The sequence below is a fragment of the Streptomyces sp. NPDC102462 genome, assembly GCF_044765425.1.
Classification (GTDB): Bacteria; Actinomycetota; Actinomycetes; order Streptomycetales; family Streptomycetaceae; genus Streptomyces.
The window spans coordinates 1-13,429 of the sequence record NZ_JBIWKB010000109.1; the positions used below are offsets into that span (position 1 = coordinate 1).

General features: G+C 70.8%; 10 protein-coding genes. 6 read left to right on the forward strand and 4 right to left on the reverse strand.

Features of this window, described 5'->3' with window-relative positions; all coding sequences use genetic code 11:
- Nucleotides 1–49: 49 nt before the first annotated feature.
- From ACIRFL_RS42485 to ACIRFL_RS42500, 4 genes are all read right to left on the reverse strand, one after another.
- On the reverse strand, nt 50–1,255 hold the full coding sequence (locus ACIRFL_RS42485; protein WP_404040748.1) for a helix-turn-helix domain-containing protein: 1,206 nt from the start codon (nt 1,253–1,255) through the stop codon (nt 50–52).
- A 582-nt stretch (nt 1,256–1,837) separates the two neighbouring features.
- The gene (locus ACIRFL_RS42490; RefSeq protein ID WP_404040750.1) at nt 1,838–3,031 is read right to left on the reverse strand and encodes a damage-control phosphatase ARMT1 family protein; all 1,194 of its coding nucleotides are present in this window, start codon (nt 3,029–3,031) and stop codon (nt 1,838–1,840) included.
- Nucleotides 3,032–3,053: 22 nt separating this feature from the next.
- Nucleotides 3,054–3,701 carry a ScbR family autoregulator-binding transcription factor gene (locus ACIRFL_RS42495; RefSeq protein ID WP_404040753.1) on the reverse strand — a complete coding sequence of 216 codons (648 nt, stop codon included), beginning with the start codon at nt 3,699–3,701 and terminating at the stop codon, nt 3,054–3,056.
- A 622-nt stretch (nt 3,702–4,323) separates the two neighbouring features.
- Nucleotides 4,324–6,363 carry a DUF4832 domain-containing protein gene (locus ACIRFL_RS42500; protein ID WP_404040755.1) on the reverse strand — a complete coding sequence of 680 codons (2,040 nt, stop codon included), beginning with the start codon at nt 6,361–6,363 and terminating at the stop codon, nt 4,324–4,326.
- A gap of 260 nt (nt 6,364–6,623) precedes the next feature.
- Between ACIRFL_RS42500 and ACIRFL_RS42505 the strand changes: the two genes are divergently transcribed.
- From ACIRFL_RS42505 to ACIRFL_RS42530, 6 genes are all read left to right on the forward strand, one after another.
- On the forward strand, nt 6,624–7,583 hold the full coding sequence (locus ACIRFL_RS42505) for a carbohydrate ABC transporter permease (RefSeq protein ID WP_404040758.1): 960 nt from the start codon (nt 6,624–6,626) through the stop codon (nt 7,581–7,583).
- Nucleotides 7,584–7,596: 13 nt separating this feature from the next.
- Nucleotides 7,597–8,487, forward strand: a complete 891-nt coding sequence (locus ACIRFL_RS42510) for a carbohydrate ABC transporter permease (protein WP_404040761.1) — start codon at nt 7,597–7,599, stop codon at nt 8,485–8,487.
- Nucleotides 8,488–8,534: 47 nt separating this feature from the next.
- A complete protein-coding gene (locus ACIRFL_RS42515; RefSeq protein WP_404040764.1) occupies nt 8,535–9,884 on the forward strand; it encodes an ABC transporter substrate-binding protein in 1,350 nt (449 codons plus the stop codon).
- 50 nt (nt 9,885–9,934) lie between these two features.
- Nucleotides 9,935–11,434 (forward strand): glycoside hydrolase family 36 protein, encoded by a 1,500-nt coding sequence (locus ACIRFL_RS42520; RefSeq protein ID WP_404040767.1) that lies wholly within the window; start codon nt 9,935–9,937, stop codon nt 11,432–11,434.
- Between the two features lie 89 nt (nt 11,435–11,523).
- On the forward strand, nt 11,524–12,681 hold the full coding sequence (locus ACIRFL_RS42525) for an ROK family transcriptional regulator (protein ID WP_404040770.1): 1,158 nt from the start codon (nt 11,524–11,526) through the stop codon (nt 12,679–12,681).
- Between the two features lie 118 nt (nt 12,682–12,799).
- On the forward strand, nt 12,800–13,255 hold the full coding sequence (locus tag ACIRFL_RS42530; RefSeq protein WP_189312223.1) for a tellurite resistance TerB family protein: 456 nt from the start codon (nt 12,800–12,802) through the stop codon (nt 13,253–13,255).
- Nucleotides 13,256–13,429 lie beyond the last annotated feature (174 nt).

Genomic DNA, 13,429 nt, shown 5'->3' on the forward strand with positions numbered 1-13,429 from the left:
CAAAAACGTCCGCTCTAAAAGTGCACGTCAGAGCAGTCTTGAGATGCATTCATCCCCGGCGTGAACGCCGGGGCTTTCTGCAAGAGTCCCGGTAACGGGCCATGGGCTGGTGCTGGATCCACGTACCCGTGGTCGCCTTGATACGGACCAACTCATCCACGGCGTCCTGCGTGGAGCCCAGGGTCATGTGTGCCTTGGCTACATCCAGGCGGTGGCGGTTGTAGTTGATGTTCGAGGGCCGGCCGACCTTCCTCATGGCACTCCGGGAAAGGAGTCCTTCGTCCGCGCGGCGCACGACGCCGTGGGCGTCCCCGGCCAGAGACAGATCCTCAACAACCTTGAGCTCCGCGGTCACCGGCCCGAACCTCGCCCAGTGGCTGCGGTAGTCGGCGTGTTCCATACCGATCGCGGACGCCGCGGTGGCGGCCATCCTCCGGGCTTCCGCTGCATCGTCCCGCCGGTTGTTGCGGATCGCCGCCGATGCGATGCGGAGGCATAGCTCCCCGTACGCCGCCAGCTGCCCGTGTGACGCGGAGGAGAAACGGGGTTCGATATGCTCCGCCGTCGTGGCCGCCAGGTGCGCGCACTCGTCAAACCGATCCTGACGGAGGAACAGCCAGCACAAGCCAGTCACTCCCGTAGCCGCAACCAGGGTCTCATCCAGTTCCCGAGCGAGCCGGATCCCCTCCACGAATGCCTGATATGCCATGTCGTACTGCCGGACCTGCGTCAGGTACTTCCCGGCCAGGAGCAGGGCGTGGGCGCGGACGAGGACGGCTTCCCGGTGCGACTCCTCCTCCCCGGCCGCGACTGTTGCCGCCTCAGCGGTGCGCAGGAGCCCGGGGAGCTGCCGGGCCACTGAGTCGTACCGGTCGGCGTTGTAGAGCTCCAGCGCGTCCTCGATCCGCTGGCGGATCTGCGGAAGCTCCTCCGCCTCGCCGGGGTCGGCCAGGGTCTGAGCGGAGATCCCGACCGGCGGCATGAGCGCCTGCCGAACGTGCGCGAGGAGCTGACGGTTCGCACTGTCGTCCCCGACCGGGAGCGGCGCCCCCGGCGCAAAGAGCGCAGAAGTGGTGACACCGAACGCCTGCGCCACCTGAGCCAGGGTCTCAAGCCTGGCCTGCCCACGCTGCTCGATGTTCCTCACCGTACCTACCGATAGGCCGGATTCTTCCGCGAGCTGTTCCTGACTCCAACCGGCGGTGCGCCGGTACGCACGAACGGTGTCTCCCAAAGGGGTTGAGTGATGGGCCATACTGGAGCCTCCGTTTTGACCTCGACACTCAAAACGGTACTCCGGACAGCGCCCCGTGACTCCCCGAGTTCCACGGGGCGTTGAACGCTCTCCGATGCGCGGCACCAGGCGTCCACCCCGGCCACCGCGATCCCCGCCGAGAAGTACGCCGTCCCTTCCATCGTTGGCGGAGGCCTGCTGGATCAGCGAGGCGAGCATCACCCAACTCTCGGACTACTTCATCGCGGACCGTTCCCTCGGCTCGTGGCACGGGGATCGGCCCCTCTCGTGGAGGGCGCCCCCGGGCACGGCTACAAGGAACTGGATCCTCGTTTCCGCGCTGCGGGCCCGGCATGCGCTGCGACCGCCTCGTCCTCCGCGAACTCACCATCAAAGACGTGAACATGGTGCTCGTAGCGCCTGTCGACCGAAACCTAGCGGCATCACGCGCCCCAAAGGGGCGCGGGGAACGGCGCGAGCAACCACAAACCACCCGCACCCGGCACACAACACACCCCGGCACCCCCCTAGCCGCGCCGCACGAAGACACCGCACCCCCTTAGCCGCGCCGCACAACCAGACCGGCTCAAGTCGCTTCGAGGACTACCGGTGGGATGACCCCACGCTGACCTGGATCAGCGCATGCGTACCCGCGGTGCGCCAGCGCTGGCCCTCGGCGCGGACGAGCCCGGCCTCGGTGTCCTCGGCCAGCCCCGTGACCACGTCGGACTTGAGCGTGCGCAGGGCGGCGACGGGGCCGGGCCAGTACGCGGTGACCTCGTGGAAGGGCGTGGTCGGCGGCCACATCCGATCGCCCACCAGACGCCGGTAGTTGAGGTCGCCCTTGACGATCGTCAGGTCGGCCGCGGCGAAGTCGGCGCGCAGGTCGTCCGGCATGTCCGCGTACGGCAGCGGGGCGCAGGAGAAGGGGTGCGCGCGCACGTCGAGGCGGCCGTCGGCCATGGCCGCCCACAGCAGCCGCCCGTACCGGGCCGCCGCGCCGGGCGCCGAGGTGAGCCGGCGCAGCGCGTCCACCACGTCGGCGGTGGTCGCGTCGGAGACGTAGTACGGGTACGGCTTGACGTGCAGCACCGCATTCCGGATCCGGCCCTCGGCGAGCAGGTGGGCGATCAGCAGCAGGTCGGGGACGAGTTCGCGGCCCGCGTTGTCGGCGACCAGGCACAGCGTGCCCGGCCCGGCGGGCGGGAGGCGGGCCCACAGGGCGTCGCTGTCGTCGTGGACGAGCGCGGGGACCGCCGCCCGGTCCGCGCTGCCCTCAGCCGAGAGGCGGAAGCCGAGGTCGGCGCGGTTGCCCCAGAGCGAGCCGTGCAGCAGGGCCCGGGCCCGCTCCTCGTACGGCCGGCCCTCCAGCGCGTCCAGGGCGGCCAGTTCCTCGTCGGTCTCGGCGGCGTCGAGTTCGGCGAGTTTCACGGGGCGGAAGGGGTCGATGCCCTGCCAGGCGCCGGGGCCGAAGTAGCCGACGGCGTCGAGGAGGCGGCGGTAGAAGTGGCTCTCGGACCACAGCCACGGCACGTCGAACCAGGACCGGCCGGTCTGCGCTGCCATGCCCCAGTCCCGCCACCGGTCGCGGTCGGCCGCGCCGTCGGGGAGCGGTTCGATCACGCCGTGGGCGCAGCTCTCCAGCAGTGCGTCGAGCGCGCGGTGCCGCTCGGGGCCGTACGGGAAGGCGTCCCGTACCTGGCGGACGATCGCCGGGTGCCGTTCGGCGAGCACGCTGTGCGGGAAGGAGCCGGGCGCGTTGCCGAGGATCACGGGCGCGGCGGGGGTGTCGGGCATGTCCGTCACCGTACCGCGCGGTTCAGACGGTTCTGATCTCCCGCTCCAACTGGGTGGCGAGCGCCAGATAGCGGGCTCGGCGGGGCACCGGCACCAGGCCCCGGATCAGCAGGTGCCACATCTCGGCGATCCGGCGGGGCAGCCGCCCGGCGGGTTCCAGCAGGCGGCCGGCGACGCGGGTGCCGACGAAGAGACAGACCAGGGAGTGGGCGGCAGCCTCCACGTCGATGTCCTGGTGGACGTCGGATTCCTTGACGGCGCCGAGGAGTTTGCGGGTGGCCAGCTCCAGCCACTCGGTGAAGGGGTGTCTGAGCGGCGGCCGTACGGCGATGTCCGCGGTGGCCAGGCGCAGTCCGGCCCGGGGGACGGGGTCCTCGACGGCGAGCCGGGCGATGCCGAACGTGGTGCGGATCAGGGACTCCAGCGAGGAGGAGCCGCGGCGGTCCACCTCGGCCAGCACCTGCCGGGCGGCCCTGGACTGGAGTTCCATGATGGCGTGCGCCAGGTCCTCCTTGGCGGCGAAGTGGAAGTACAGCGCCCCCTTGGTGACCCGGGCGTGCGCGACGATGTCGCTCAGGCTGGTGGACTCGTAGCCGCGACGGTCGAACAGGTCGGCCGCTGCCGTGATGATCGTCGCGCGGGTCTGCTCGGCGCGTAACTGCCTCGCCATCTGCTGGACACTCCTTGACGGCCGGGAAAAGAACGGGACGTGCCGTTTGTTTTTTACCCCCCGCACACGATAGCTCACCGTGTGCCAGCGGTCGTTCGGGGTGCGGACCGGGTGCCCGGCGCGCAGGGCGGTGGCGCGGGCGGGCCCGACGGCCCTGACTCTTGCGCAAACGGACGGCGTCGAAGCACGGATCTCCCTCGGTTCCCTCCCGGTTTGCGGAGGCTCCGGCGGACAGGCGTACGCCACACCGGTGATCGCCACGATACGAGGCGGACGGTCTGTTCTCAATGGCACGTCCACGGGCCGGAAAACGGACGGGCCGGTCGGTGCACTCACGCCTCGACCGGCTCAGCAGCCCCTTGGGCCGCGCTGTTCGCGGTCATCACGCCCGCGACGGCACGGCGCACGCGGGGCCGCGGACGGCGCCGCGGCCTTGCCGCCGAGGTGATACGGCCGGAAAACACCCCCTGGTTCCGGCCGGTCGACCGGTATGCGACGAACTCGCCGCGCCGAACGCCGACTTGGACGGGAAGAGCCGCTGGGACGGAAGGGGCCGCCTCCCGTGACGCACGGGAGGCGGCCCACCGCGTCGGCCCGGGAGGGGTCGCGACCGCGTCGACGGTCAGCGGAGCGTGATCCGGTCGATGTCGGGTGCCCAGCCGGAGGGTTGGGCCAGCGTGATCCGGTTGCCCGTGCCCGGTTCCAGGTCGACGCTCAGCGAGGTCGAGCCGGGTGTCCACCAGTCGGCGGTGGGCGGAAAGCCGACGGTGCGTGGTGTGCCGTCGTTGACCTGGATCGTGGCGGTGCGCGCGGTCGCCGAGGTGTAGTCGATGGTCACCGTCCTGGTGCCGCCGGCGCCGCCGTCCACGTGGTGGAAGGTGAGGGTGGCGCCGTTGCCGAGGTATCCGACCTTGGCGCCGCCGGAGCAGCCGGCGCAGTCGGCGACCGTGGCGGTGCCGGTGAGGGTGTTGCCGTCGGCCTCCGCCTCGTGGCTGACCGGTCCTGTGGTGCCGTCCGAGCCGACGGTCATGGCGCCGAGCCGGAGCCAGCCGTCGCCGTTCTGGCCGGTGTTGGCGAAGCGCAGCTTCTTGGCGTCGGGGTTGATGTCCTCCAAGGGGTTCTTCGCCTTCATGACGAGTTGGTAGTCGCCGGCGGTGAGTCCGGACAGGTCGACGGTCGTGTCGAAGTACCGGGGGTGGCCGTAGTCGAGGTAGGTGGGGTCGGGTCCTGCCGCCCAGTCGGGGAAGGCGCGGATCTTCACCGGCATGACCTTGCGCAGGTCCCAGGGCGTGGCCCAGGTCCTGACGACGTTCCCGGCGGAGTCCTTGAGCCCGAGGCTGACCGTCCAGGGGTAGTAGAAGGGGGCGACGCCGTTGTTGGTGATCCGCACGCCGACGGTGGTGCTGCCCCGCGCGGTGTCGTGGAAGTAGGCGTGGTCGACGGTGAGGTCGTAGCCCATGGTCCGCACGGCGGCGGCCACGCCGGGATCGGTGGCGGAGTAGCCGGCGCTGCCTTCGTTGATCTTCCAGGTGGTGTGCTCCAGTTCGAGGCACGCCTTCATGTCGTCCACGGCGCCGGAGCCGCCGGGCCAGTGGGCGAAGGCCGTGGACTGGATCTCGGGCCGCACCTCGCCGCCCATGGAGGCGGTGGTCCACCGGTTCTCGACGCCGCGCTGGAGGGCTCTTTGCAGGTGCGCGTATGAGGCTCCGCCCATCGAGACCGGCAGGGTGACGCCCGCCAGGGGGCTGCCCTCGCGGAAGCAGAAGGAGTCGTCGTGGAAGCCGACGGCCGGCAGGCTGTCGGCGGCGCCGCCGGCGGCGTCCGGGTAGCGGACCTCGGTCCTGGTGTGGGTGAAGGCGCTGTCGTAGGCGCGCAGGATCTCGGCGCCATGGGCGTCGGTCGGCATGTAGTTCGGGTAGGAGTCGCCCGAGGTGTCCGTGTCGTACGGCCAGGTGTGCCACTCGCCCCACAGCCCGACCAGGCCCATGTGGATGAAGCCGATGCGCGGATCGCCGTCGTAGCGGGCGCCGAACGCGGCGATGAAGTCCTTGAGCGCGTCGAGCAGATAGGGGCTGTCGTAGTCGGGGCTGGTGGTGCCCCAGTAGGCGTTGGTGCGGTAGGCGACGTGCCCGTCGAAGCACCGGGGGACGGCGTTGGCGGGGTGGCTTCCGGTGCCGCCGGGATACTCCAGGTAGAAGCGGACGGCGGCCTGGTTTCCGTACGAGGCGATCTCGTCGAGGGCGCCGTCCAGGGCCGACCAGTCGTAGTTCCCGCAGTCGAAGGCGTCCTTCATGACCTCGGACAGGCCGAAGTAACTCCAGGTCAGGGAGTGCGGGTAGCCCGTGTTCTGGTTGCTTCCGGGTTGGTAGAAGCGGGCGAAGCCCTTGAGGGGGTTGTCCAGCGGGGCGTCGGCGCGGGTGAGGGTGTGGACCGGGAGCGAGGGGTCCGGGTCGGGCCCGGGTGCCGGGCGCTCGGGCACGCCGCCCTGGGCCGCGACGGGCGCGGCGGACGCGACGGGCGCGGACTCGACGGACGCGGCGGCGGGGCCGGCAGCGGGTGCGGCCCGGGCGGTGACCGGCAGCGCGGCCAGGGCGAGGGCCAGGGCCGAGGAACAGAGCGCGGCGAGCAGTCCTCTGCCGCGTCGCTGTGCGAAGGAGCGCACGGTGTCAACCTCCGGTAAGGATGGGGGCGTTGACAGCCGACCGGTCCCGGCCGGCCGACCGGCCCGGCCAACTCGCGGCCGACCTGCGACAACGCGGGCCCGGGCGGGCCCCGTCGGCTTGTCTCCGCTGCCTCTCACGGTGCTGGAAACCCCGCTTTTTTATGAGACAGCGTTGACAAACTTTCGCTGTTGCTCATCAATATGTGCCCACGGTGCCCCACTGACAAGAGGTGCGGCGCAGATCCGTTCGGAGGGGAACCATGGGGGCGAACACCGCAGTTGCGCCACCGCACGAGAGCGCCGGTTCACCGCCGGGCCGGGCCCCCGCTCCGGGCGGACCGGCCCGCCGCCGGCGCCGCGACGACCGGAAGGCCGCCTGGCTGTTCCTGGCACCCGCGCTGGCCGGCTTCGCGCTCTTCTACGCGTATCCGACCGCTCGCGGCGTCTACTACTCGCTCACCGACTACAACCTGCTCGCCCCGCCCGCCTTCACCGGCGCGGACAACTACCGGCAGCTGATCGGCGACGACCAGTTCTGGAACGCGCTGAAGGTCACCGGCTACTACGTGGTGGTCAACATCGCGTCACAGACCGTGCTCGGCCTGCTGCTGGCGACGCTCATGCACCGTCTGACCCGGTCGGTGGCGCTGCGCGCGATGCTGCTGGTGCCGTGGCTCGTGCCCAACGTCACCGTCGGCCTGCTGTGGATGTGGCTGCTGGACGCCAACCTCGGCTTCGTCAACCATGTGCTGAACGCGCTCGGCCTGGGCACCACCGGCTTCTTCACCTCGCCCGACTGGGCCATGCCGACCGTCGCCGCGGTCAACACCTGGGCGTACACCGGCTACACGGCGCTGCTGCTGTACGCCGGGATGCTGCAGATCCCGCAGCACCTGTACGAGAGCGCGGCCCTGGACGGCGCCGGCGAGTGGCGCATGTTCACCAGGATCACCCTGCCCCTGCTGCGCCCGGTCCTCGCCCTGGTGCTGGTGGTGTCGCTGATCGGCTCGTTCCAGATCTTCGACACGATCGCGGTGACCACCAAGGGCGGGCCGGTCAGCGCCACCCGGGTCATCTACTTCTACATCTACGAACAGGCCTTCACCGACTTCCACATGGGCTACGCCTCCGCCGTGGCCGTGGTGCTCGCGGTGCTCCTCGGGGTGCTGACCGCCGTGCAACTGCGCCTGTTGCGTGCGTCCCGCTCGGACCTGGCCTGAGGAGGCACCGACCATGACCCGCAGCCGCACAAGGCTCTCACCCGGCCGGATCGCCGCGTGGACCGTGCTCGCCCTCGCGCTGATCGTGACCGTCTTCCCGTTCTACTGGATGATCCGCACCGCCCTGACCCCGGCGGCCGACATCTACTCCGACTCCACCGCGCTCGTCCCGCACCACCCCACAATGATCAACTTCCTGCGGGTGCTGGGCCTGACCAGCCAGGAGGAGGCGCGGGCCGCCGGCGGTTCCGGCGCCCACGTGGACTTCCTGCGCTATCTGCTCAACTCCGTCGTCTACAGCGGGCTGATCGCCGTGCTGCAGACGCTGTTCTGCGCGATGGCCGGCTATGCCTTCGCCCGGCTGCGCTTTCCCGGCCGGGACGCGGTCTTCGGCGTCCTGATCGGCGCGCTCATGGTGCCGCCGATCTTCACGGTGCTGCCCAACTTCGTCCTGGTGAAGAACCTCGGCTGGCTGAACACCTTCGCCGGCATGGTCGCGCCGAGCGTGCTCATGACGCCGTTCGCGGTCTTCTTCCTGCGGCAGTTCTTCCTGTCGGTCCCGCGCGAGGTGGAGGAGGCGGCCGTGCTCGACGGCGTCGGCGCCTGGGGGATCTTCTGGCGGGTGGTGCTGCCCATGAGCCGCGGCCCGCTCATCACCATCGGGCTCACCACCACCGTATGGGCCTGGAAGGACTATCTGTGGCCGCTGCTGACCGGCCGCGAGGAGCAGACCCGCGTACTCACCGTCGCCCTCGGCATCTTCCAGCAGCAGTCGCCCAACACCCAGCCCGACTGGACCGGGCTGATGGCCGGGTCGGCGCTGTCGGTGCTGCCCGTGCTGGTGCTGCTGCTCGTGCTCGGCCGCCGCCTGGTCGAGTCGCTCAACTTCACCGGCATCAAGTGACTCCCCCTCAACCGACCCACCAGAACGAGCCAAAGAGGTCTCTCACGATGAGTTCCCGACGCGTGCGCACCGGCGCGGCCCTGCTGTGTCTTGCCGCGACCGCCACCCTGGTCTCCTGCGGCGGTTCCGACGACACGGCCGGCGGCAGGACGACCCTCGACTACTGGCTGTGGGACGACCGGCAGCTGCCCGCCTACCAGGAGTGCGCCGACGCCTTCCACAAGGCCCACCCCGACATCACCGTCAAGATCACACAGACCGCCTGGGCCCAGTACTGGCAGAACCTCACCACCCAGCTGACCTCGGGCGACGCCCCGGACGTATGGACCGACCAGGGCTCCTACTATCCGCAGTTCGCCACCAGCAACCAGCTCCTGGACCTCCAGCCGTACGTGCAGCGGGACAAGGTGGACCTGAACGCCTACCAGTCCGGACTCGCCGGGACCTGGGTCAAGGACGGCAAGCGCTACGGGCTGCCGAAGGACTGGGACACCATGGCGCTCGTCTACAACACCGCCCTGCTCGACCAGCAGGGCGTGGACGCCGCCGAACTGAACGACCTGACCTGGAACCCCGACGACGGCGGCACCCTGGAGCGGGTCATAGCCAAGGCCACCGTCGACACCGAGGGCCGCAACGGTCTCGACGCCGGATTCGACAAGAACCACGTGAAGACCTACGGGTTCCTGCCCGAGTGGGCCGACGGGTCCCAGGGCCAGAACGGCTGGGGCGACCTCGCCGTCGCCAACGGCTTCCAGTACCTCGACAAGAACCCCTGGGGCACGCACTACCGGTACGACGACCCCAGACTCGCCGAGACCATCGGCTGGTTCAAGCACCTGATCGACAAGGGCTACGCGCCCCGCCTGGACAAGCAGTCGACGGTCGCCAACTCCGAACTGCTCACCGCGGGCAAGGGCGCCCTCATGGTCGCCGGCTCCTGGACCATCTCCACCTTCACCGACCCCAAGGGGCCGCACAAGTTCGCCTTCGCGCCGCTGCCGAAGGGCCCGATGGGCCGCAAGAGCGCCATCAACGGACTGTCGGACGCCATCTGGGCCGGGACCAAGCACAAGGAACAGGCCTGGCAGTGGGTCAAGTTCCTCGCCTCCCCCGGCTGTCAGAACCTGGTCGCCGAGCGAGCCGTCGTCTTCCCCGCGCTGAAGAGCGCCACCCAGAAGGCGCTCGCCGCGCACCGGGCCAAGGGCGACGACGTCCACGTCTTCACCGACGCCGCGGCCGCACCGGACGGCACCTTCGCGCTGCCCGTCACCGAGCACGGCACCGAGATCAGCACCATCGTCCAGGACGCCATCCAGTCCGTGATGCTCGGCAGGGCGCAGCCGCAGGCGGCCCTGAAGGCGGCGAACGACAAGGTCAACGGCCTCTTCAAGTAGCCGCCGCGGCACACGAGTCAGCACCCTCATCCACCGATACAAGGAGATCCATGGCCCAGCTCGTAGACCTCGGCGCGCGCACCTTCGCCGTCGAGCTCGAAGGCGACGCCCCGCCGCGGCCCGTCGAGGGCGGCCTGCTGCTGCCGCCAGGCCGGGCGGCCGTGCTGCACGGGCTCGGCGACGCGCTCTTCTACCGCCACGGGCACAACTCCTGGAGCCCGTGCGGCTGGCGCCGGCTCTCCGCGGCCCCGCTGCGCATCGAGAGCGCGGCACGCCGCCTGACCGCCGACGACACCGTGTGGGACGACCCCGCCCGCCACCACTCCTCCGCCGTCGCCGCCCTCCAGGGAGCCGACGGGCGGGTGCTGCTGCTCGGCGCGCTCGGCCTCGACGTACCGCGCCTCACGGCGGACGAGGACACGCTCGCCGGATGGTACGAGCGCGACGGGGCCCCCTGGTTCCTCGCGTACGGCGAAGAAGCGGAGGTCTTCGCCGCCTACGCCCGGCAGCTCGCCGACCGTCTGGGGCACAGCCGCAAGCGGGCCGGCAACGTGTGGTGCAGCTGGTACGCGTACTACGAGAACATCACCGAGGAACAGCTCACCAAGGACATCACCGCCCTGCGCGGACTGCCCTTCGACGTCGTCCAGGTCGACGACGGCTGGGAGCAGACCGTGGGCGACTGGGAGCCCAACGCCAAGTTCCCCTCCGGGATGCGCGCGCTGGCCGACCGGATCACCGACGCGGGGCTGCGGCCCGGGCTGTGGATCGCCCCGTTCATCGTGCTTCCCGGATCCCGTACCGCCCGGGAGCGGCCGGAACTGCTGCTGCGCGACGACCACGGCGAGCCGGTGGTCGCCGGGCACAACTGGGGCACCGGCTACTGGGCGCTCGACCTCACCCGGCCCGCCGCGCAGGACCATCTGCGCGAGACGATCCACCGGGTGAGCCGGCAATGGGGGTTCACCTACCTCAAGGCCGACTTCATCGGGGCAGGCACGGCGGCCGGCGCGCCGTTCGCGGACACCGGGCGCGAGGAGGCCTACCGGCTCGGACTGCGGATCATCCGGGAGGAGGCGGGCCCGGACGCCTATCTGCTGGGCAGCGGCGCACCGCTGCTGCCCTCCCTGGGGCTGCTCGACGGCATCCGCAGCGGCCCCGACGTCGCACCGCTGTGGGAGCACTACGCCACCCGGGACCCCTCCGACGCCCTGGCCCGCAACGCCGTCGTCAACACCCTGCACCGGCTGTGGCAGGCGCCCCTGCTGGAGGTCGACCCGGACGTCGTGTACTTCCGCAGCCGCCTCAACCTGCTGACCGAACAGCAGCAGCGGTGGCTGCGCGACCTCGCGGACATCTGCGGGTTCCGTGCGGTCTCCGATCCGCCGGGATGGCTGCACCCCGACGAACTGGAGGCGATGACCTCGTATCTGTCGGCGCGCCCGCGGGTGCGCAGGCTCGGCCGCTACCGGTTCGCGCTCGACGGGCGGGAGGTCGACTTCACGCCCGCGGTCGCTCCGGAGCGGGAACAGCGGTATCCGATCGCGTGACCTGCGCGGGCACGGCCACCGCCGGGAATTAGTAAACTGCTCAGCATTATCCAGCGGCGGGCACCGGAACCCCTACAGGGAGCACCAGCATGGCGACGACCGGAACAGACCTGTCCCGGATGCGCGAGATGAACCAGCTGTCCATCCTGTGGGCGTTGCGCGGCAACCCGCCTTCCACGGTCACCGAACTGGCGGGCCGGGCCGGGCTGTCCAGGCCCGCCGTGGACGTCCTGGTGCAGGCGCTGGTCGCCGACGGCTGGGCCGTGGTCGAGGAGCCCGGGCCCAGCAGCGTGGTGGGGCGCCCCGCCCGCCGCTTCCGGTTCCGGGCCGACGCCGGCCATGTGCTCGGCATCGACATCGGCGTGCACAAGATCCTGGTCATGCTGAGCGATCTGGAGGGCAACCTCGTGCGGACCGTGCGCCGCCCGGCCGATCCCGAGGCGGCGCCCGAGGCACGGCTCGCGGCGGTCGACCGCGTCATCGACGAGGCGCTGCGCGGCGCCGGCATGACGCCGGCCGACATCTGGGCGGTGACGGTCGGGGTGACAGGACCGGTCGACGCCACCGGCCGCACCACCCTGTTCACCCCGCTGCCCGGATGGCACACCACCGACCCGGCCGCGCACCTCGCGGCCCGCTTCTCCTGCCCGATCCAGGTCGAGAACGACTGCAAGCTGGCCGCCGTGGCCGAACGCTGGAAAGGGGTCGCGCAGGACGCCGACGACATCGTCTTCCTGCTCGCCGGACTGCGCACCGGCGCCGGGCTGATCCTCGACGGCACCCTGCGCCGCGGCCACGGCGGCGCCGCGGGCGAGATCGGCGCGCTGAAGGCCGTGCGATGGCTGACCGCCCCCGGTCATCTGGAGTCGTTCCCCGGCGTGCCCGCGACGGCCGCGCCGGGCGAGGCGGCGGCATGGGTGTTCCAGGCGGCCCGGGACGGCGACCGGGAGGCGAAGGCGGCCGTCCGCCGCTACACCCGCGACCTCGCGGTCGGCGTCGCCGCGCTCGTCCTCGCGCTCGATCCCCAGGTCGTCGTCTACGGCGGCGGGTTCTCCCGGTCCGCCGACGTGGTCCTCGAGCCGCTGCGCCGCGAACTCACCAAACACTGCCTGCGCCTTCCGGAGCTGCGCACCTCCACCCTCGGCGACGAGAGCGTGGCCCTCGGCGGGCTGCGGCTGGCCCTGGACGAGGTCGACAACCGGCTGCTGAGCGACGGACTGGCGGCCCCGAGCGCGCCGCGGCGGTAGGGCGGCGGTGCCCGGGGCGGTGGCGGAACCGGGGGCCGGGCCGCGCGGAACTTAACGGGGGCCCCGAGAGTTTCTACGGTGCTGTAGAGGCATTCGACTGTGTATTCAAGGAGTTCGCATGGCCCTGTGGGACCGCATCAAGGAGTCCGCATCGACGATGCAGACCCAGCTCGTGGCGAAGAAGAACGACCTGAAGAGCGGTGCCTTCCGTGACGCGAGCATGGCGATGTGCGCGCTCGTCGCCGCCGCCGACGGGACCATCGACCCGGCCGAGCGCCAGCGCGTGGCCCAGTTGATCGCCACCAACGAGGTGCTGCAGAACTTCCCCGCGGACGACCTGCGGCGCCGCTTCGAGGAGAACCTGAACAAGCTGACCGCCGACTTCGCCTTCGGCAAGGTCAGCGTGCTCCAGGAGATCGCCAAGGCGAAGAAGAAGCCCGCCGAGGCCCGCGCGGTGATCCAGATCGGCATCGTCATCGGTGGCGCCGACGGCGACTTCGACAAGACGGAGCAGGCGGTGGTCCGAGAGGCGTGCTTCACCCTGGACCTCCCCCCACACGAGTTCGACCTCTGACCCTCCTCCTGGCGCCCCGCCCCGCCGGCGCCCCCGGACCCTGGGCGGGGTGCGGTCGCATCCCGAGTGTTCCGGCTCCTTGACGTGCTCCCTGGCCTAAAGTCCAGGGATTCCGGCCTGGGTCGTCTGACCCTTCCGGGGGCTTCCTGCTTCACCGCGCTGTGCGGGCACGTG

Bases quoted from the DNA above. Each gene is read 5' to 3' on its own strand.
- ACIRFL_RS42485 (WP_404040748.1), bottom strand. From the start codon at position 1,255: ATGGCCCATCACTCAACCCCTTTGGGAGACACCGTTCGTGCGTACCGG.
- ACIRFL_RS42490 (WP_404040750.1), bottom strand. From the start codon at position 3,031: ATGCCCGACACCCCCGCCGCGCCCGTGATCCTCGGCAACGCGCCCGGC.
- ACIRFL_RS42495 (WP_404040753.1), bottom strand. From the start codon at position 3,701: ATGGCGAGGCAGTTACGCGCCGAGCAGACCCGCGCGACGATCATCACG.
- ACIRFL_RS42505 (WP_404040758.1), top strand. From the start codon at position 6,624: ATGGGGGCGAACACCGCAGTTGCGCCACCGCACGAGAGCGCCGGTTCA.
- ACIRFL_RS42510 (WP_404040761.1), top strand. From the start codon at position 7,597: ATGACCCGCAGCCGCACAAGGCTCTCACCCGGCCGGATCGCCGCGTGG.
- ACIRFL_RS42515 (WP_404040764.1), top strand. From the start codon at position 8,535: ATGAGTTCCCGACGCGTGCGCACCGGCGCGGCCCTGCTGTGTCTTGCC.
- ACIRFL_RS42520 (WP_404040767.1), top strand. From the start codon at position 9,935: ATGGCCCAGCTCGTAGACCTCGGCGCGCGCACCTTCGCCGTCGAGCTC.
- ACIRFL_RS42525 (WP_404040770.1), top strand. From the start codon at position 11,524: ATGGCGACGACCGGAACAGACCTGTCCCGGATGCGCGAGATGAACCAG.
- ACIRFL_RS42530 (WP_189312223.1), top strand. From the start codon at position 12,800: ATGGCCCTGTGGGACCGCATCAAGGAGTCCGCATCGACGATGCAGACC.